The sequence below is a fragment of the Streptosporangium becharense genome (genome assembly GCF_014204985.1).
GTDB classification, from domain to species: domain Bacteria; phylum Actinomycetota; class Actinomycetes; order Streptosporangiales; family Streptosporangiaceae; genus Streptosporangium; species Streptosporangium becharense.
This window is the reverse complement of the sequence record NZ_JACHMP010000001.1, coordinates 1,723,543-1,742,024: the sequence shown is the minus strand read 5'-3', so window position 1 is coordinate 1,742,024 and position 18,482 is coordinate 1,723,543. Positions and strand designations below refer to the sequence as shown.

Below are 18,482 nucleotides of genomic sequence, written 5' to 3'. Positions count from 1 at the left end.
CCGCTCCCGGTGAGCGGTTGACGCAGACGCGGGAGTCACCACATGTCGGTTGAGAGCACCGAGACCACGGCGAAGGGCCTGATTCTTACTTCCGCCGCCGCGGCCAAGGTCAAGAGCCTGCTGGAGCAGCAGGGCGAAGAGGGCCTGCAGCTGCGGGTCGCGGTGCAGCCCGGTGGCTGTTCCGGCCTGCGCTACCAGCTCTTCTTCGACGACCGTTCGATGGACGGCGACGTCGTCTCCGACTTCGACGGCGTCAGCGTGGTCACCGACCGGATGAGCGCGCCGTACCTCGTCGGTGCCACGGTCGACTTCGTCGACACGATCGAGAAGCAGGGCTTCACGATCGACAACCCGAACGCCACGGGCTCCTGCGCCTGCGGCGACTCGTTCAACTAAGCCCTACCGCCAAGGCCCTCCGGAGCGACCCTCGTCGCTCCGGAGGGCCTTCGCGTGCCGACGGTGTCGCGTATCCTTGCGTGGCCCGCACGCCCAGCTGGATGCTGACAACGAGGAGAAGAACCCCGTGCGCATCGCCGTAACCGGCTCAATCGCGACCGACCATCTGATGACCTTCCCCGGGCGCTTCGGTGACCAGCTCATCGCCGAGCAGCTCGACCGGGTCTCCCTGTCGTTCCTGGTGGACGAACTGCAGATCCGCCGCGGCGGTTGCGCGGCCAACATCACCTTCGGCATGGCCTGCCTGGGGCTGCGTCCGATCCTGGTCGGCGCGGTCGGCGCCGACTTCGCCGACTACCGCTCCTGGCTGGAGCGGCACGGGGTCGACTGCGACTCGGTTCACATCTCCGAGATCCACCACACCGCCCGTTTCCTGTGCACCACGGACGACGACCACAACCAGATCGCGTCCTTCTACACCGGGGCGATGGCGGAGGCGCGGCTGATCGAGCTCGGCCCGATCGCCGAGCGGTTCGACGGCCTCGACCTGGTGCTGGTCAGCCCCAACGACCCCGAGGCGATGCTCCGGCACACCGACGAGGCGCGCCGGCGCGGCATCCCGTTCGCCGCCGACCCCTCGCAGCAGCTCGCGCGGATGCCCGGTGAGCAGATCCGCCAGCTCATCGACGGCGCCGCCTACCTGTTCAGCAACGACTACGAGAAGGGGCTCATCGAGCAGAAGACCGGCTGGTCCGACGAGGAGATCCTCGACCGGGTCGGCGTCCGCGTCACCACGCTCGGCCCCAAGGGTGCCGTCATCGACCGCAAGGGCGAGCCGTCCGTGCATGTGGCCCCGGCGCCCGAGCTCGGCAAGGCCGACCCCACCGGGGTCGGCGACGCCTTCCGCGCCGGCTTCCTGGCCGGTGTGGCCTGGGGCCTGTCTCCGGAGCGCTGTGCCCAGGTGGGCAACCTCACCGCCACCCACGTGCTGGAGCAGGTCGGCTGCCAGGAGTACGAACTGGGGCAGAAGGTCTTCCTGGAGCGTTTCGCCGACGCCTACGGCGCCGAGGCCGCCGCCGAGGTCGGCCGCTTCGTCAAGTGCTACCACGCCTGAGCGGCCGTCAGACCCGGGCCGTCGCGCCACCCCGGGCCGTCACCGTGCCCGGGCGGCCGTCGCGTCCGTGTCGTCGCCGTACGGGCACCGCGTCCGGGGTTCCGCGTGCCGGCACCGGGTCCGGGCCGTCGGCGGTGCGGCGGCCCGGACCCGCAGGTCAGTAGTTGCGCCGTACGTGGATGGCCCAGCCGCGCTGGGGCAGCTCGTAGCTGGCCACGTGGTGGTGGGACTTCAGCCGGCACCACGCCGGGATGTCGGTGACGGCGGCGGGGTCGTCGGCGAGAACGGCGACGATCCCGTTGAGCGGCACGTAATTGATCTGCTCGGCCAGCATGATGATGGGGATCGGGCACTTCTTGCCCAGCGCGTCGATGGTCAGCGCCGGGGGCTGGGTCGATCCCGCCGGGGTGGCCTGGCCGGACGTCATGACGTCTTCACTCCCTGCGTGTCGGTCACTGTCTGATCCCCGCCTCCTCACGGATCCCGCGCACCGCTCCGGGCAGGACGGCGAGGAAGCGGTCGACCTCCTCCGCCGAGGTGCCCCGGGGCAGTGACACGCGCACGTTGCCGTGCGTGAGCACGCCCATGGCTTGCAGAACGTGCGATGGACGAAGCGTACTCGCCGTGCAGGAACTGCCGGACGATACCGAGAATCCGGCCTTGTCGAGTTCAGTCAGCAACGCCTCACCTTCCACGTAAAGACACGAAAAGGTGACAATATGCGGGGCCCGTGCGACCGGGTCGCCGATGACCTCGACATCCGGGACGAGCCTGGGCACCTCGGTTCTGACGCGTTCGACGAGCGCCGAGAGCCTGGCGGACTCGCGGGCCGACTCGGCGACCGCGGCCCGCAGCGCGGCGGCGGACGCGACGATCGCCGGCACGTTCTCGAAGCCGGGCACCCGGCGCCGCTCGCGGTCGTCCTCGGGCAGCGGGGCCCGCCACCGCACACCCTTGCGGACCACGAGCACGCCGACCCCGGCCGGGCCGCCCCACTTGTGCGCGCTGGCGGTCAGCACCGACCAGCCGCCGGGGAGCGGCATCCGGCCCGCCGTCTGGGCCGCGTCCACCAGCAGCGGCACGCCCGCCTCGGCGCAGGCCGTCGCCGCCTCGGCGACCGGCTGGAGCGTGCCGACCTCGTGGTTGGCGCTCTGCAGGCAGGCCAGGGCCGTGCCCTCGGCGAGGACGGCCTCGCGGAAGGCGCCCGGGTCGACCGCGCCGGTGATGCCCACGCCGACCGTCTCGACGGAGCCGCCCTCGTGCTCGTGCAGCGCCGCGGCGTGCAGCACGCTGGAGTGCTCCACCGCCGATGTGGCCAGGCGCCGGCCCGCCCGGCGCCGCCCCCGCAGCGTGCCGAGGACTCCCAGGTGCACGGCCTGGGTGCCCGAGGAGGTGAAGGACACCTCGTCGGCCCGGACGCCGAGCGCCTCGGCGACCTCGGCCCGCGCCTGTTCCAGTAACATCCTTGCTCGGCGGGCGGAGCCGTAGAGCCTCGCGGGGTCGGCCCAGCCGGCGTCGAGGGCCGCGATGAGAGCCTCGCGCGCCTGGGGGTGCAGCGGCTCGGTGGAGGCCGCGTCGAAGTACGCCACATTCCCATCGTCGCACCACGCGCGGCGCAAGCGGGGGCTGCGGGGGAGGGCGGGGGTGGTCCGCGCTAATGTGTCCCCCAGCGTGAAGCTGTGAACTACAACCTTTGAACATGAACAAACAACCGCTCAGGAGTGACTCCTGGGCTCCATCTGTGGGGTAGGCGATCCGTGAGTCCGACCCGCCGTTCTGCACGGCGTCCGTTGGCCCGCCGCCGGGTGCCACGCGCTGCCGCTCTGGCGCTGCTGCTGGTGTCCGTGACGGCGTGCAGTGCCGAAGAGTGGTCCCGAGGCGGCTTGCCCAAGGGGGTCACCGAGCAGTCCGACGCCGTCCAGAGTCTCTGGAACGGGTCCTGGATCGCCGCCCTGGCCACCGGTGTGGTCGTGTGGGGCCTGATCCTGTGGTCCGTGGCCTTCCACCGCAAGAGGAAGAACTCCAAGGAGCAGCTGCCGCCCCAGGTGCGGTACAACCTGCCGATCGAGATCCTCTACACGGTGATTCCGATCATCATGGTCGGTGTCTTCTTCTACTTCACCGCGCGTGACCAGAACTACATCACCTCGGTGTCCGGCAAGCCCGACGTGAAGGTCAAGGTCGAGGCGTTCCAGTGGAGCTGGCGCTTCACGACGGAGTACAACGGCAAGTCCGTCCAGGTCGTCGGCCTGCCCGTCAACGACTACACCAAGGGCCCCCAGCTGGTGCTGCCGGTCGAGAAGAACATCGAGTTCGACCTCACCGCGCCGGACGTCATCCACTCCTTCTGGGTGCCGGCGTTCCACTTCAAGCGCGACGTCATCCCCGGCGTCAAGGACAACAAGTTCGAGGTGAAGACGCTCGGCCAGACCGGTGTCTTCGCCGGCCGCTGCGCGGAGCTGTGCGGTGTGGACCACAGCAAGATGCTCTTCTCGGTGAAGCTCGTGCCGCAGGCCGAATTCGACCAGTACATCGCTAGCCAGGCGGGTGCCCAGTGACCGCGCACAACGAAGCCCTCTCCCCTCAAGCGGTGCCCTTCCGTAAGGGGTCGGTCGTCGTCAAGTGGATGACGTCCACCGACCACAAGATCATCGGGCACCTCTATCTGATCACTTCGTTCGTCTTCTTCCTGATCGGCGGCGTCATGGCGCTGATCATGCGAGCGGAGCTGGCGCAGCCGGGCCTGCAGATCACCACCAACGAGCAGTTCAACCAGCTGTTCACCATGCACGGCACGGTCATGCTGCTGATGTTCGCGACGCCGCTGTTCGCCGGCTTCGCCAACGAGCTGATGCCGCTGCAGATCGGCGCGCCGGACGTGGCGTTCCCGCGACTGAACATGGTCAGCTACTGGCTCTTCCTGTTCGGCAGCACCATCGCCCTGTCGGGGTTCCTCACCCCCGGCGGCGCGGCCAGCTTCGGCTGGTTCGCCTACACCCCGCTGTCGAACGCGATCAGCTCGCCCGGCATCGGCGGTGACCTGTGGATCATGGGCCTGACCATCAGCGGTCTGGGCACGATCCTCGGCTCGGTGAACTTCATCACCACGATCATCTGCATGCGCGCTCCCGGCATGACCATGTTCCGCATGCCGATGTTCACCTGGAACGTCCTGCTCACCTCGATCCTGGTGCTCATGGCCTTCCCGGTGCTCGCCGCCGCGCTGCTCGCGCTGGAGGCCGACCGCAAGTTCGGCGCCCAGATCTTCGCCCCCGAGACCGGTGGCCCGATCCTCTGGCAGCACCTGTTCTGGTTCTTCGGCCACCCCGAGGTGTACATCATCGCGCTGCCGTTCTTCGGCATCGTGACCGAGATCCTGCCGGTCTTCAGCCGCAAGCCGCTGTTCGGCTACATCAGCCTCGTCGGCGCGACCATCGCCATCGCCGGCCTGTCGATCACCGTGTGGGCACACCACATGTTCCCGACCGGCCAGGTGCTGCTGCCGTTCTTCTCGTTCATGACGTTCCTCATCGCGGTGCCCACCGGGGTGAAGTTCTTCAACTGGATCGGCACCATGTGGCGCGGCCACCTGTCGTTCGAGGCGCCGATGCTCTTCTCGATCGGCTTCCTGGTCACCTTCCTGTTCGGCGGTCTGACCGGTGTCATCCTGGCCTCGCCGCCGCTCGACTTCCAGGTGTCCGACTCCTACTTCGTGGTGGCCCACTTCCACTACGTGGTCTTCGGCACCGTCGTCTTCGCGATGTTCGCGGGCTTCTACTTCTGGTGGCCCAAGTTCACCGGCAAGATGATGAACGAGGCCCTGGCCAAGGTGCACTTCTGGACGCTGTTCATCGGCTTCCACGCCACGTTCCTGGTCCAGCACTGGCTGGGTGCGCAGGGCTTCCCGCGCCGGTATGCCGACTACAGCCCGATCGACGGGTTCACCGACCTGAACATGGTCTCCTCGGTGGGCGCCTTTCTGCTCGGCGCCTCCACGCTGCCGTTCCTCTACAACGTGTGGAAGACCCACAAGACCGCTCCGCAGGTCACCGTGGACGACCCGTGGGGCTACGGCAACTCGCTGGAGTGGGCGACCTCCTGCCCGCCGCCGCGGCACAACTTCACCTCGCTGCCGCGCATCCGTTCCGAGCGCCCGGCGTTCGACCTGAAGTACCCGCACATCACGCCGGCCCGTGAGCTGGAGGAGGTCTCCCGATGAAGGTTCAGGGCTGGTTGTTCATCCTCTGCGGCGCCTTCTTCGCCGCGGTGGACGTGGTCTACTGGTTCTGGTCCAAGGAGCCGGTCGGCACGACGGCGATGGCCATCTCGGTGGGCTTCGCCTTCATGATCGGCTACTACCTGATGTACACGGCCCGCCGCATCGGCGAGCAGCCGGAGGACAACAAGCAGGGCGAGATCAGCGACGGCGCCGGAGAGCTCGGCTTCTTCAGCCCGCACAGCTGGTGGCCGCTCTTCGTCTGCCTGGCCGTCGCGCTGACCACGGTCGGCTTCGTCATCGGCTGGTGGCTGTTCCTGATCGGCGTGTTCGCGATCATCATGAGCATGATCGGGTTCGTGTTCGAGTACTACCGGGGTCACTTCTCACACTGACCTTCGCGTACCTCGCTTCTCACACCACGTGTGACAAGCCCGGAAAGCGGGCCATGGAGGCTTCCATGGTCCGCTTTTTGGGCTTTATTGGACACATGGGCAGGTCATCTTATGGAGCTGATCGCTCACTCCGGGTAATAACTGACAGAGGAGATCAGTCCGGAACAGGGGAGTTCATGTGGGACACGCGATCCGTCGTTCGGTCCGGGGAGCGGGATCGCTGGTCCTGGCGCTGGCGACCGTCTCCTGCTCCGGTACCACCGCCCCGCGGAGCGAGGGCACCTCCCAGACTCCTCAGTCCTCCGCGGCCGCCGTCATCAGCGTCGCACCCCTCGACAGGACCACGGGAGTGCCGACCGACACGCCCGTCCTGGTCGCCTCCCGGGGCGGCACCCTGCAGAAGGTCGTGGTCAGGGCCGTGAAAGGCGCCAAGGGCTCCCTGCCGGGCGTGCTGAGCGCCGACGGCACCCAGTGGCGCAGCCGGGGCACGACGACGCCCGGGGCCTCCTACGAGGTCTCGGCGACCGCGGTCAACGAGGCCGGTGCGGTCACCGAGACGACCTCCACCTTCTCCACGGTCAGGAGAACGGCCACCTTCACCATCGACGGCATCATGCCGAGCGCCGAGACGACGGGTCTGACCGTCGGCGTCGGCATGCCGGTGATGATCACTTTTGACCGGGACATCTCCGACCGGGTCGCCGTCGAGCGGAACCTGCTGGTCACCGCCTCCAAGCCGGTCATCGGCGCCTGGCACTGGTTCGACAGCCGGACGGTGCACTTCCGCCCCAAGCACTTCTGGCCCGCCCACACCCGGGTCAGGGTCGAGGCCCGCCTGGCGGGCGTACGCGGCGGCGCGGGCCTGTACGGCGCGGCGAACCGGACCATCGACTTCAGGATCGGCCGCTCCCAGATCACCCGGGGCAGCGTCCTGACCCACCTGCTGACCGTGCGCCGCGACGACAGGGTCGTCCGTCGCATGCCGATGAGCGCCGGCCAGGGCGGCGTCTGGAAGTACCACACGACCAGCGGCATACACCTGGCCATGTCCCGTGAGCCGGTCACCATCATGGTCTCGCCCGGGATCGGGCCCGGCTCTCCCGGCTACTACCGGATGACGGTCTACAACACCGTCCGCATCTCCAACAGCGGCGAGTACGTCCACAGCGCGCCTTGGTCGGTCGGGTCGCAGGGGCACGCCAACGTGAGCCACGGCTGCGTCAACGTCAGCCCCGCCGACGCCAAGTGGTTCATCGACAACACCCTGATCGGAGACCCGATCATCATCACGGGCTCGCCGCGCAGGCTGGAACCCACCAACGGCTGGGGCCACTGGCAGGAGGACTGGAAGCAGTGGCTCAGGTGGAGCAGCCTCAAGCACTTCACCACCGACGATGCCTGACCGCTGGCTCTGGAGCCCTCAACGGCCCGTACGGACGCCGCCCGCCCGCCCGTGAGGAAATTCCTCCGCTCCGAGCGGCGCGCGGCCCAGCGTGGCACCGGGGGCCGGGAACGGGGCGGCGGCCGGACACCGGACGTCGGGGACCGCGAACGGAACGGGGCCCGGATGCCGGGGGCCGGAACGCAACGGGCCCGGACGTCGGACGCCGGGAACGGCACGAGGCCCGGACACCGTGGTGTCCGGGCCTCGCAGTGTGGCCTTCAGCTTCCGTCGCCGGTCAGCGGGTCAGTGACTTCTCGTCCCCGCCGTGGCCGACCGCCGAGTGTTCCTCCTCGTGGTGACCGTCGCCGTGGCCGTCACCATGACCGTCGTCCAGCGGGATCTTCTCACCGCCGTAGTTCTTGCTCATCGTGGCCTTGAGCTTGCCGAGCGGGCCGCGCATCCCCTTGGGCGGGATGCCGTCGCCGTCGGCGTCGGCCCCGGCGATGACCGGGATCGGCGTCTTGCCCCGCATGTGGGCCTCGATGCCCTCGTTCGGCGGCACGTGCACCTCGATGTACTCACCGTGGGGCAGCCGCTTGATCACACCGGACTCCACGCCGTGGCCGATGATGGCCGCGTCGCTGCGCTGCAGGCCGAGGCAGATCCGGTAGGTGACGATGTAGGTCACCAGCGGAGCGGCGAAGACCAGGAAGCGGCCGACGTAGGTCGTCCAGTTCAGCGAGACCTGGAAGTACGAGGAGAGCTCGTCGTTGGCGCCGAGCAGCCACAGCACACCGTAGAACGAGATCGCGGCCATGCCGATCGAGGTGCGGTGCGGGTTGTTGCGGGGGCGGTCGACGACGTGGTGCTCACGCCGGTCGCCGGTCACCCACTGCTCGATGAACGGGTACAGCGCCAGACCGGTCATGATGATGCCCATCGGGACGAGCGCCGGGATGAGCACGCTCAGCGCGAGGGTGCCCCCGGCGGTCCCGAAGAGGTTGATCTCCCACGACGGCATCAGACGCAGCGAGCCCTCCAGGAAGCCCATGTAGAAGTCGGGCTGCGAGCCCGCCGAGATGTCTGCCGGAGTGTAGGGGCCGAACAGCCAGATCGGGTTGATCTGGGCGAACGTCCCCAGCGCCGCGATGACGCCGAACGTGAACATGAAGTAGGCGCCGGCCTTGACCATGAAGGCGGGGTAGAACGGGGAGCCCACCACGTTCTCGTTCGTGCGGCCCTTACCCGGCATCTGCGTGTGCTTCTGCACCCACATCAGGATCATGTGGGCCGAGATCAGCGCCAGCAGGATGCCCGGGATGAGCAGGATGTGCAGCGAGTAGAACCGTGCGATCACATCCTCGCCGGGGTACTCCCCGCCGAAGAGGAAGAACGTGATCCAGGTGCCGACCAGCGGCAGCGAGATCGCCACGCCCTCGGTGATCCGCAGACCGGCGCCGGAGAGCAGGTCGTCGGGGAGGGAGTAGCCGGTCAGGCCCTCGGCGAGGGCCAGGGTCAGCAGCAGGACGCCGATCAGCCAGTTCAGCTCGCGCGGCTTGCGGTACGCCCCGGTGAAGAACACCCGGAGCGCGTGCACCATCATGCCGCCGATGAACAGCAGGGCCGCCCAGTGGTGCATCTGGCGCATCAGCAGGCCGCCGCGCACGTCGAAGCTGATGGACAGCGCCGACGCGTACGCCTCGGACATCATGACGCCCTTGAGGGCGTCGTAGGAGCCCTGGTACTCCACGTGGCCCATGCCGGGCTTGAAGAAGAGCGTCAGGAACGTACCGGTCAGCAGCAGGATGATGAACGAGTACAGGGCGATCTCGCCCAGCAGGAACGACCAGTGGTCGGGGAAGACCTTGCGCAGGTTGCGCTTGAGGAAGTTCCCGGCGCCCAGGCGCTCGTCGATGAAGTTGCTCGCACCCGCGATGGGCTTCGGAACCGTTCCGGTGCTCACGCGTGGCCTCCGTTCTCACGGACCTCGGCCTCGGCGTCGCCGCGCTCCCAGAAGCTCGGACCGACGGGGACGGCGAAGTCGCCCGTGGCGACGAGGTAGCCCTCCTCATCCACACCGATCGGAAGCTGGGGCAGGGGCCGGGCGGCCGGACCGAAGACGACCTTGGCGCCGTCGGCGGCGTCGAAGGTCGACTGGTGACAAGGGCACAGGATGTGGTGGGTGCTCTGCTCGTACAGGGCCGCGGGGCAGCCGACGTGCGTGCAGATCTTGGAGTAGGCGATGATCCCGTCGTGCGTCCAGTTCAGGTTCGTCCCGGACTTGATCTCGTCCGGACGGAGCTTGATCAGGATCAGGGTCGCCTTGGCCAGCGCGTTCAGGTCGTGCTCGTACCCCTCGGGCACCACCGACAGGATGCCGCCGGGGGAGTTGAAGTCCGCCGCCCGGATGGGGTCGCCGGTGCCCTCGATGACGAGCTTGCGGGGCTTGCCCTCCTTGGTCTTCTCCCCCCAGACGGTGTGCCGGAGCTTGGCGGGGAAGTCCTTGTAGGCCGGGCCGAGGTCGCGCAGGAGGACCAGCGGGGCCAGTCCCAGCGGGGCGGCCGCGGCCAGCAGCGTGCGGCGCAGCAGCGGCCGCTTGGTGAGGCCGCTCTCCTCCGCACCCTGCAGGAAGGTCTCGCCGACGTAGGCACGCGCCTCGCCGCCGGAGACCATCGGGTGGCGCTCCTGGACCAGGTTGTACTTCGGCATGACCATGCGGACCCAGGTCACCATGCCGGAGGCCAGGGCGAGCAGGGCCACCGCGAGCGAGCTGCCCAGCGCGAAGTTGGAGGTCGCCGTCGAGTTGATGTCGCCGACCTGGAAGACCACGTAGGAGACGACGAAGGCGATGCCGGCGAGGAAGGCGACGATGAAGCAGAGCGCGGTGATCCGCTCGCCCTTCTTCGCCGTCTTCTCGTCCTGCGGGATCACGCCGGGGACCTGCCGCGTCCCACCGCCCGCGGGAGCCTCGGTGCCGAGCAGCGAGGTGCTCGCGGCCGGCGAGGGTGTGCCGATGACGCGCTTCGGCGAGCGTTCTTCCGGCTGCTCTATGCCGTGCTTGATGTCAGTCATTTGGCCTGTCGCCTCTTCGCGGTGATCCAGATGGCGGCCAGGGAGAGCAGGCTGAGGCCGACGACCCAGGCCACCAGGCCCTCGGTGACCGGGCCGATGCGGCCGAGGCCCGAACCGCCCGGGTCGACCTGCTGGCGCACGCCCACGATGTAGGCGATCATGTCCCGCTTCTGGTCGGGGGTGATGATGCTGTCGTTGAACACCGGCATCGCCTGAGGCCCGGTGATCATGGCCTCGTAGATCTGCTCCGGAGTGGCCGGGTTGAGCTGCGGGGCGTACTTGCCCTGGGTGAGGGCGCCGCCGGCGCCGACGAAGTTGTGGCACTGGATGCAGTTGGCCCGGAAGAGCTCGCCGCCCTTGGCCGCGTTGGCCTTGCTGGTGTCGACGTCCGCCTTCGAGACGGCGGTCGGACCGCCGCCCAGGGACTGGATGTAGGCCCCGAGCTGCTCGATCCTCTTCTCGCCCTCCTTGCCGACGGCCCAGGGTGCGGGCTGCTTGCGCGGGGCCTGCGAACCGGGGTTGGCCAGGGGCATGCGGCCGCTGCTGACCTGGAAGTGCACCGCGGCCGACCCGACGCCGACCAGGGTCGGCCCGGTGGAGGTGCCCTCGGCGTTGAGCCCGTGGCAGCTGGAGCAGCTCTGCTCGAAGAGCTTCTTGCCCTCCGCCACGTCGTCGGCCCGGCCCGACGCGATGGCCGCGTCGGCCCGCTGGCCGGAGGAGACCGCCAGGGCGACGGTGTAGAACCCGCCGATCAGCCCCAGGGCCAGGAGCAGGACGGCGTATCTCGCGAGGGGATGCCGCCGTCCAGCGGTGATCCTATTCACAGAGATCCCCGATTCCTTATTGGATGCCATAGATGGTCACGAAAAGCCCGATCCAGACCACGTCGACGAAGTGCCAGTAGTAGGACACGACGATCGCGCTGGTCGCCTGTTCACGGGTGAAGCGCTTCGCGGCGTACGTGCGTCCCAGCATGAAGAGGAACGCGATCAGACCACCGGTCACGTGGAGGCCGTGGAAGCCCGTCGTCAGGTAGAACACCGAGTCGTACGCGGAGTGCGACAGGGTGTGCCCCTCGTGGACCAGCTCGCTGTACTCGTACAGCTGACCGCCCACGAAGACGGCGCCCATCAGGAAGGTGACGATGTACCAGGCGCGCAGCTTGGCGACCTGGCCCTTCTCGGCCGCCCACACACCGAACTGGCAGGTCACACTCGACGCGACCAGGATGATCGTGTTGACCAGGGAGAACGGGACGTTCAGGTGAGCCTCGGGCCACGGCTTCTCCAGGCCGATGCTCACTGACCGGATGGTGAAGTACATCGCGAACAGCGCCGCGAAGAACATGAGTTCAGAGGACAGCCAGATGATCGTCCCGACGCTGACCAGATCAGGTCTGCGGGACGAGTGCGCTGTCGTCGTCGTTGAGGTTGCGGATGCTGTCGCCACGGGCAGCATTATTGCGGCTCGCCTGGTCGGGTCGGCGCACGACCCCCCGATAGGGTGCCCAAACGTAACCCTAATGCGGATCTATGGGGCAATTCACCCAGCTGTGCCGCTGCCCTGGGTAGGCGGGCGAGGCGACCGGTAGCATCCCAGGTGACCATACATCGACGAGGGATAGTGAGCGCGACCGTGACCACCGACGACAAGATGAGGGTCCTCGTCTACAGCGACGACGCGAGCACCCGCGAGAAGGTGCGCCAGGCGATCGGCCGTCGTCCGGCGGGCGACGTGCCCCTCGTGGAGATCGTGGAGTGCGCCACCCACCCCAAGGTCGTCCAGCACTTCGACTCCGGCGAGATCGACGTCGCCGTGCTCGACGCCGAGGCCCAGCCGGCCGGCGGGATGGGCGTGGCCCGGCAGGCCAAGGACGAGGTCCACGACTGCCCGCCCATCTGCCTGCTGATCGCGCGCCGCGACGACCGCTGGCTGGCCGAGTGGTCGCGGGCCGACGCCGTCGTGCCGCAGCCGATCGACCCGGTGACCCTGGCCGAGGCCGTCGCCGGTCTGATGCGCCGCCGCCTCTCCACCCGCCTGACCGCCGGGTGACGACCCTTCCGACCGTCCGGCAGAACCCTTCTGGAGATCCTCATGGACGCGCGCACCACCTGGCCAACGCTGTTGTCGGCCCTGCTCGCGGGTGAGCACCTGACGGCCGACGAGACCGCCTGGGCGATGAACGAGATCATGTCCGGCTCCGCCACGTCCGCGCAGATCGCGGCGTTCGCGGTGGCGCTGCGCGCCAAGGGGGAGACCGCCGCGGAGGTGACCGGCCTGGCGCGCACGATGCTGGAACGGGCCACCCCGCTGTCGGTCGAGGGGCCCGTCGTCGACATCGTCGGCACCGGCGGAGACAGGGCCCACACCGTCAACGTCTCCACGATGGCCGCGATCGTGGCCGCGGCCGCGGGTGCGCGGGTGGTCAAGCACGGCAACCGCGCGGCGTCCTCCTCCTGCGGGGCCGCCGACGTGCTGGAGCACCTGGGCGTCGTGCTGGACCTGGCGCCGGCCGACACCGCCAGGGTCGCCGTCGAGGCCGGCATCGCCTTCTGCTTCGCGCCGGTCTACCACCCGGCGCTGCGCTTCGTCGGCCCGCCGCGCAAGGAGATCGGCGTCCCGACCGTCTTCAACTTCCTGGGCCCGCTCACCAACCCGGCCCGGCCCGCCGCCCAGGCGATCGGCATCTTCGACGCCGGGATGCTGCCCGTGGTCGCCGGCGTCTTCGCCGAGCGCGGGGTGTCGGCGCTGGTCTTCCGGGGCGACGACGGGCTCGACGAGCTGACCATCGCGACGACCTCCACGGTCTGGGTGGTGCGCGACGGCGACGCCGAGCAGACCGTCTTCGACCCCGCCGTCCTGGGCATCCCCAGGGCGGGGGCCGACGCGTTGCGCGGCGGTGACGTGGCGTTCAACGCCCAGGCCGTCCGTGACCTGGTCGGCGGCAAGACCGGGCCGGTCCGCGACGCGGTGCTGATCAACGCCGCCGCGGCGCTGGTCGCCCTCGGCGAGACCGGCGACGACCTGAACACGGCGATGGCGGCCGGCTACGAGCGCGCCGCACACGCCGTCGACTCGGGGGCCGCGGCCACGACCCTCGACCGATGGATCGAGGTCAGCCGCTCGCTGAAGCGGTCCTGACCTCCGTGGCGGCGTCCCGACCCAGGGCCGTGACCGGGGCGACCGGCGACGACCGGCCCCGTCCCGGCGGGCCTGCCTCCCCTCGCGGGCGGATGGAAGGTCCGCCCATGAGGGGATGTAACTCCTGATGCGGCCGATCTACATTGCGCTCATGTGGCGTGTTGACCCCTCCTCCGGCCAGGTGCTGACTGTCCTGGTCCCCCTCGTTGCCCTCGGCCTCTGCCTGCTCGTCGGATTCCTGCTGTACGAGCGCAGGCGGTTGCTGCTGAGAGTGCGGTCCGGGGAGGCCACGCTGGCCGTCCAGCAGGACGCGCTGGCCCGCGCCACCTACACCGAGCAGCGGGCACGCATCGCCAGGGAACTGCACGACGTGGTCGCCCACGGGGTCAGCATGATGACGCTCGGCGTGGGGGCAGGCCGGATGATCATGGAGAAGGATCCGGCGCGGGCCAGGGAGACCCTGCGGGTGGCCGAGGAGTCGGGCCGCCAGGCGCTCATCGAGCTCCAGCGGACCCTGGCGCTGCTCGACACCGGTGGTTCGTCCGGCGGCAGGACCCCGCAGCCCAGGCTGTCGGACCTGCCCGACCTGCTGACCCGGATCCGCACGGCAGGCCTGCGGGTGGAGATGGCGGAGGACGGCGTCCCCGCCGAGGTGGGGCTCGCCCTGGAACTGTCGGCCTACCGGATCGTCCAGGAGGCGCTGGAGAACACCCTGCGGCACTCCGGGGCCCGTTCGGCCCACATCATGCTGCGCTGGCGGCCGGGTTTCCTGGAGGTGCTCGTGCGTGACGACGGCCGGGCCGCCCGACCGGCGCCTCCCGGACGCGGGCTGCTCGGTATGCGCGAACGCGCGATCCTCTTCGGCGGCACGCTCGACGCGGGGATCCTGCCCGAAGGAGGGTTCGAGGTGCGAGCCCGGCTGCCGACGACCGGCGAGGCGAGGTCCGGGCAGGCCGACTCCGACGAGACGCGGCTCATCCTCGCCCGGTCGCCCGCCGCCCGGCCCGGCACCGCGGAGACGGACGCGGCCCGCCCGGGCCCGCTCCTGCGGGGCGGTGCCCGGCCCGGTCCGGCCTAGCCGGGCACCGCCGAGGTCGTACGGCCGTGCCCGACCGGCCGACGCGCCCGTGAGGCGGAACCGGAACCGGCCGGGGCGTGGTCAGTCGAGGACTCCGGAGGCGGAGCGTGCCCCGGAATGTCAGTCGGTCTCGCCGAGACCGATCGAGAAGGCGGCGTCGAGATCGTGCCGGGAGTAGGTGCGGAAGGCGATGTGGGTCTCGGTGTGCAGCACACCGGGAACCTTGTTCAGCCGCCCCGGGATGACCTCGGCGATCTCCTCGTAGGCGGTGACGCGGACCATGGCCAGCAGGTCGTACTCGCCGGTTATGGAGTAGACCTCGCTCACCCCGTCGATCTCGGCGATCGTCTGGGCGACCTCGGGGATCTTGTCCACCTCGGCGTTGATGTGAACGATCGCGGTGATCACGAGCTTCCTCCTCATTGAGTGCAGCCTTGCCGTGTACGAAATTATCAGCGCGGTGGACGGCCCTCACGTGAGCGGCGTGGTTCGGCCACCCGGTAGGCCCGGTCGATCCGGTCCCTGAGCCGGCCGGCCCCCGTCACGGGCAGGCTCCAGGAGCCCTCCACCTGCACCAGCCGCACGCCGGGGCTCTCCAGCCAGCGCAGGACGCACTCGGTCTCCTCGGCGCCGGCGGCGTGGACGGGCCCCGGACCGGGGACGACCGTCTCCGCGGTGGCCGTCAGCGCCTCGACGAACGCGTCGGGATGGGCACCCTTCGGCATGACCCCCGCAGAGGCGAGCCGGCCGTAACGGACGACGTGGATCTCCCAGGCCCCGTCGGCCACCGGGGCCGCCGCGACCATCTGGGGGATCGAGGTCAGCGACCGCAGCCGCTGCATGCGCGCCGAGGTGCGGACGTAGGCGGCGAGCCGGTCGCGGTCGGCCGCGGCCTCCTCGTAGCGCTGGTCGAGGGCCAGGCGCTCCATCCGGGCCTCGACGGCGGAGAACACCGGAGCGGCGTCCAGCTCCATCACCCGGCGGGCCGTCGCGACGTGCACACCGTACTCTTCGACGCTCTGGCGCCCCTCGCACGGCGCCCCGCACTTGCCGATCTCGGCGAGCGCGCAGGCCGAGCGCCCGCGGCCGGGAGTGATCCGCTCGGTGCACTGCCGCAACGGGACGGCCTCGTGCAACGCGGCACGGGCGTCCTCGGCGGCCCGGGTGCTGGTGAACGGACCCAGATAGGAGGCGCCGTCGTCCCGCACCTCGCGGACGATCGACAGCCGGGGGAAGTACTCGTCGGTGAGCTTGATCCAGAACATCTTCTCCGGGAAGCGCGACCTGCGGTTGTAACGCGGCTTCGCCGAGCCGATCAGTCTCAGCTCCCGCACCTCGGCCTCCAGCGCGGTCGCGCAGGCGATGGACCTGATCCGCGCGGCGACGCCGACCATCTCCCGGATGCGGGGCCGGGTCTCGGCGGCGGTGAAGTAACTGCGCACCCGGTTGCGGAGGTTGGTGCTCTTGCCGACGTAGAGCGGGTCGCCCCCTTCGTCCTCGAACACGTAGACGCCGGGACCGGTCGGCACCGAGTCGGCCAGGTGCCGTTTGCGGCGCTGCTCGGGGCTGGGTGCGCGGGCGAAGCTCCTCAGCTCCTCCAGGGTGTGCACCCCGAACGAACCCGCCCGCTCCAGCAGCGCGTGCAGCACGTCGACGGTGGCCCGGGCGTCGGAGAGCGCCCGGTGGCAGGGCTCGGTGTCGCTGAACATCCTGGCCAGCGTGGACAGCTTGCAGTTGGGTGCTTCGTCGCGGGTCAGCAGCTTGCGCGCCAGGTCGACGGTGTCGACCACCGGGTGGGTGGGCGGAGGGTAGTCGTGCGCGGCGCAGGCCGCCTTGATGAAGCCGACGTCGAACCCGGCGTTGTGCGCCACGAGGGCGGCCCCGGAGGCGAACTCCAGGAACGCCGGCAGCACGGCCCTGATCTTCGGCGCCGCCGTCACCATGCCGTCGGTGATGCCGGTCAGCACCGAGATGAACGGCGGGATCGGCGAGCCCGGGTCGACCAGGGTGCCGAACTCGCCGAGCACCTCACCGCCCCTGACCTTCACCGCCCCGATCTCGGTGATCGCATGCTCGGCCGCCGAGACGCCTGTGGTCTCCAGGTCGAACACGACGAAGGTGACCTGGCTGAGCGGAGTGCCCAGCTCGTCGAGTGTTCCCTGCACCGCGTAGTCCACGGTTCCCGACCATAGAAGCCCTCACCGACATTTACCGACGGGGGACCGCCGGTGAACGAGGGCGGACGGCCCGGTGTGCACAGGGGGACGCGGGGATCCGGCGGGCACGGAGGACGGAGGCAGAGGGCCGGGGACACGGGGGCACGTGGGCACTGGGGTGGTGCGGCACGGGGACAGAGGGGCCGGAGCGCGGGGTAGAGGGGCCGGAGCGCGGGGTAGAGGGGCCGGGGACGCGCGGCACGGGACGCGGCATCGTCAGGGACGACGGCGGGCGCCGTCCAGCATGCGCTCGATCGACGCCCGGTGCAGAACCAGGTCGTCGGGATCGCCGGGCATGGGCTGCTCGCCGAAGTGGATGCGGCGCCGCCAGACCCGGGCCATGATGACGCCGTGCCTGAGCGCGGCGTACATCTCGTAGAAGTCGAGGTCGCGAGGGGTGTGACCGGTCATCTCCCGGTAGGCCCGGCACACGTCCTCGCGGCGCATGAACCCCGGTAGCCCGGGTAGCCCCATCATCTCGGCGACGTCCTGGAAGAAGCGGTGCAGGAAGATCATCCATCCGAGGTCCGCCTCGCGGGGGAGCACGGCGGCCATCTCCCAGTCGAGCACCGCCACCGGAGTGAAGTCGCGGTACATCACGTTGCCGATCCGGGCGTCACCCCAGTTCAGCACGTCCGGGCCCGGGGCGTCCGGCCAGTGCTCCTCCAGCCAGTCGAAGGCCCGTTCCAGCACCGGGATCCGCAGTGAGCCGTGTGCCCACTCGTAGTAGGCCCGCTGGTCGTCGACGTGCCGGCGCAGCGCGGAGGAGTCCCGCCCCGGGGGCTCGAACGGGCGTAGCTCCCGGGCGGTGAACGGGGTCTCGTGCAGCCTGGCCAGGATCTCGACGCTGCTCCGCTGGAGCCGCTCGCGGTCGGCGGGCGAGGCGTCGAGCAGCCAGCCCGCCATGGTGTAGGGCGTCATGTCCGGCGGGACCTGCCCGCGCAGGCGCTCCATCACGAGGAAGGGTGCGCCCATCGGCTCCGGGTCTGGTTCGAACCACATGGTCCGGGGCACCGCGATCGCCGTGCGCTCCCCGACCAGCCGCATCACCTCGAACTGCCGGCCGAGATCGTAGGAGGGGAAGACCGGCACCGCCTCGCTCGCCGGGGCCATCCGGGCCACGCACCGCATCGTCCGGCCGTCCCCGGGCGACGCGCGGCGGGCGTCGAAGATCAGTGTCTCGCTGGACAGGCCGTTGCCGGCCGGCCGGGACAGCGGGGAGACCTCGACGGGCGAGCCCAGACGGCGGGAGAGCCAGGCGCGCATCCGGTCGCGTAACTCGGCGAGATCGCGGGTGGAGGTCCGCATCCTCCCGGCCTGCCCGCGCTGTCGTTGCATGTATCGTCTCCCGGGTGATGTGCGTCACAAAGCGGTGTGCACAGTCGTATACCTGAGATCAAGCGCTTGTCCATGAACGGTTCATCCCGGGGTCGGCCGTCGTCCGCATTCGGGTCAGGTCGGGGTCAGGGT

General features: G+C 69.7%; 18 protein-coding genes. 9 read left to right on the top strand and 9 right to left on the bottom strand.

The window, feature by feature from the left end; translation table 11 throughout:
• Nucleotides 1–42 precede the first annotated feature (42 nt).
• Together erpA and F4562_RS07445 are read left to right on the top strand one after the other, a co-directional pair.
• Entirely contained in the window at nt 43–396 is a 354-nt protein-coding gene (erpA, locus tag F4562_RS07450) for an iron-sulfur cluster insertion protein ErpA (RefSeq protein WP_184541949.1), read from the top strand.
• Between the two features lie 127 nt (nt 397–523).
• The gene (locus F4562_RS07445) at nt 524–1,510 is read left to right on the top strand and encodes a carbohydrate kinase family protein (protein WP_184541947.1); all 987 of its coding nucleotides are present in this window, start codon (nt 524–526) and stop codon (nt 1,508–1,510) included.
• Nucleotides 1,511–1,667: 157 nt separating this feature from the next.
• On the opposite strand, the gene F4562_RS07440 is transcribed toward F4562_RS07445, so the two are convergent.
• Together F4562_RS07440 and F4562_RS07435 are read right to left on the bottom strand one after the other, a co-directional pair.
• Complete coding sequence (locus tag F4562_RS07440; protein ID WP_184541945.1) at nt 1,668–1,937, bottom strand: sulfurtransferase TusA family protein; 270 nt, start codon at nt 1,935–1,937, stop codon at nt 1,668–1,670.
• Between the two features lie 25 nt (nt 1,938–1,962).
• Nucleotides 1,963–3,099 (bottom strand): cysteine desulfurase family protein, encoded by a 1,137-nt coding sequence (locus tag F4562_RS07435; RefSeq protein WP_184541943.1) that lies wholly within the window; start codon nt 3,097–3,099, stop codon nt 1,963–1,965.
• Nucleotides 3,100–3,315: 216 nt separating this feature from the next.
• On the opposite strand from F4562_RS07435, the gene ctaC reads away from it, so the two are divergent.
• From ctaC to F4562_RS07415, 4 genes are all read left to right on the top strand, one after another.
• Entirely contained in the window at nt 3,316–4,068 is a 753-nt protein-coding gene (ctaC, locus tag F4562_RS07430) for an aa3-type cytochrome oxidase subunit II (RefSeq protein WP_311734011.1), read from the top strand.
• 68 nt (nt 4,069–4,136) lie between these two features.
• Entirely contained in the window at nt 4,137–5,729 is a 1,593-nt protein-coding gene (gene ctaD, locus F4562_RS07425; RefSeq protein WP_221207127.1) for an aa3-type cytochrome oxidase subunit I, read from the top strand.
• Complete coding sequence (locus F4562_RS07420; RefSeq protein ID WP_184541937.1) at nt 5,726–6,121, top strand: cytochrome c oxidase subunit 4; 396 nt, start codon at nt 5,726–5,728, stop codon at nt 6,119–6,121. Before ctaD ends, F4562_RS07420 begins: the two co-directional genes overlap by 4 nt.
• Before the next feature lie 178 nt (nt 6,122–6,299).
• The gene (locus F4562_RS07415; RefSeq protein ID WP_184541935.1) at nt 6,300–7,523 is read left to right on the top strand and encodes a L,D-transpeptidase; all 1,224 of its coding nucleotides are present in this window, start codon (nt 6,300–6,302) and stop codon (nt 7,521–7,523) included.
• Between the two features lie 277 nt (nt 7,524–7,800).
• On the opposite strand, the gene qcrB is transcribed toward F4562_RS07415, so the two are convergent.
• From qcrB to ctaE, 4 genes are read right to left on the bottom strand one after another with little or no spacing between them, the layout of a single operon-like run.
• Nucleotides 7,801–9,468, bottom strand: a complete 1,668-nt coding sequence (gene qcrB, locus F4562_RS07410) for a cytochrome bc1 complex cytochrome b subunit (protein ID WP_184541933.1) — start codon at nt 9,466–9,468, stop codon at nt 7,801–7,803.
• Nucleotides 9,465–10,577 (bottom strand): cytochrome bc1 complex Rieske iron-sulfur subunit, encoded by a 1,113-nt coding sequence (gene qcrA, locus F4562_RS07405; protein WP_184541931.1) that lies wholly within the window; start codon nt 10,575–10,577, stop codon nt 9,465–9,467. Before qcrA ends, qcrB begins: the two co-directional genes overlap by 4 nt.
• Nucleotides 10,574–11,401 carry a cytochrome bc1 complex diheme cytochrome c subunit gene (gene qcrC, locus F4562_RS07400; RefSeq protein ID WP_184541929.1) on the bottom strand — a complete coding sequence of 276 codons (828 nt, stop codon included), beginning with the start codon at nt 11,399–11,401 and terminating at the stop codon, nt 10,574–10,576. Before qcrC ends, qcrA begins: the two co-directional genes overlap by 4 nt.
• Nucleotides 11,402–11,417: 16 nt before the next feature.
• On the bottom strand, nt 11,418–12,035 hold the full coding sequence (gene ctaE / locus F4562_RS07395) for an aa3-type cytochrome oxidase subunit III (protein ID WP_184541927.1): 618 nt from the start codon (nt 12,033–12,035) through the stop codon (nt 11,418–11,420).
• Nucleotides 12,036–12,230: 195 nt separating this feature from the next.
• Here ctaE and F4562_RS07390 point away from each other — a divergent pair, with 195 nt between their 5' ends.
• The 3 genes from F4562_RS07390 to F4562_RS07380 all read left to right on the top strand — a co-directional run bounded on the left by F4562_RS07390 (nt 12,231) and on the right by F4562_RS07380 (nt 14,796).
• Nucleotides 12,231–12,629 carry a response regulator gene (locus tag F4562_RS07390; RefSeq protein ID WP_184542764.1) on the top strand — a complete coding sequence of 133 codons (399 nt, stop codon included), beginning with the start codon at nt 12,231–12,233 and terminating at the stop codon, nt 12,627–12,629.
• 42 nt (nt 12,630–12,671) lie between these two features.
• Nucleotides 12,672–13,718 carry an anthranilate phosphoribosyltransferase gene (gene trpD, locus F4562_RS07385; protein WP_184541925.1) on the top strand — a complete coding sequence of 349 codons (1,047 nt, stop codon included), beginning with the start codon at nt 12,672–12,674 and terminating at the stop codon, nt 13,716–13,718.
• Nucleotides 13,719–13,869: 151 nt separating this feature from the next.
• Nucleotides 13,870–14,796 (top strand): sensor histidine kinase, encoded by a 927-nt coding sequence (locus tag F4562_RS07380; protein WP_184541923.1) that lies wholly within the window; start codon nt 13,870–13,872, stop codon nt 14,794–14,796.
• 120 nt (nt 14,797–14,916) lie between these two features.
• Here the strand turns inward: F4562_RS07380 and F4562_RS07375 are convergent, their stop codons facing one another.
• From F4562_RS07375 to F4562_RS07365, 3 genes are all read right to left on the bottom strand, one after another.
• Nucleotides 14,917–15,204, bottom strand: coding sequence for an Lrp/AsnC family transcriptional regulator (locus F4562_RS07375; RefSeq protein ID WP_184541921.1), 288 nt, complete (start codon nt 15,202–15,204; stop codon nt 14,917–14,919).
• 44 nt (nt 15,205–15,248) lie between these two features.
• Nucleotides 15,249–16,973: a DEDD exonuclease domain-containing protein gene (locus tag F4562_RS07370; protein ID WP_184541919.1), complete on the bottom strand. Its 1,725-nt coding sequence runs from the start codon at nt 16,971–16,973 to the stop codon at nt 15,249–15,251.
• A gap of 255 nt (nt 16,974–17,228) precedes the next feature.
• Nucleotides 17,229–18,350, bottom strand: coding sequence for a phosphotransferase family protein (locus F4562_RS07365; protein WP_184541917.1), 1,122 nt, complete (start codon nt 18,348–18,350; stop codon nt 17,229–17,231).
• Nucleotides 18,351–18,482: the final 132 nt, after the last annotated feature.

Bases quoted from the DNA above. Each gene is read 5' to 3' on its own strand.
- erpA (WP_184541949.1), top strand. From the start codon at position 43: ATGTCGGTTGAGAGCACCGAGACCACGGCGAAGGGCCTGATTCTTACT.
- F4562_RS07440 (WP_184541945.1), bottom strand. From the start codon at position 1,937: ATGACGTCCGGCCAGGCCACCCCGGCGGGATCGACCCAGCCCCCGGCG.
- ctaD (WP_221207127.1), top strand. From the start codon at position 4,137: ATGACGTCCACCGACCACAAGATCATCGGGCACCTCTATCTGATCACT.
- F4562_RS07420 (WP_184541937.1), top strand. From the start codon at position 5,726: ATGAAGGTTCAGGGCTGGTTGTTCATCCTCTGCGGCGCCTTCTTCGCC.
- qcrA (WP_184541931.1), bottom strand. From the start codon at position 10,577: ATGACTGACATCAAGCACGGCATAGAGCAGCCGGAAGAACGCTCGCCG.
- ctaE (WP_184541927.1), bottom strand. From the start codon at position 12,035: ATGCTGCCCGTGGCGACAGCATCCGCAACCTCAACGACGACGACAGCG.
- F4562_RS07390 (WP_184542764.1), top strand. From the start codon at position 12,231: ATGAGGGTCCTCGTCTACAGCGACGACGCGAGCACCCGCGAGAAGGTG.
- trpD (WP_184541925.1), top strand. From the start codon at position 12,672: ATGGACGCGCGCACCACCTGGCCAACGCTGTTGTCGGCCCTGCTCGCG.
- F4562_RS07380 (WP_184541923.1), top strand. From the start codon at position 13,870: ATGTGGCGTGTTGACCCCTCCTCCGGCCAGGTGCTGACTGTCCTGGTC.
- F4562_RS07365 (WP_184541917.1), bottom strand. From the start codon at position 18,350: ATGCAACGACAGCGCGGGCAGGCCGGGAGGATGCGGACCTCCACCCGC.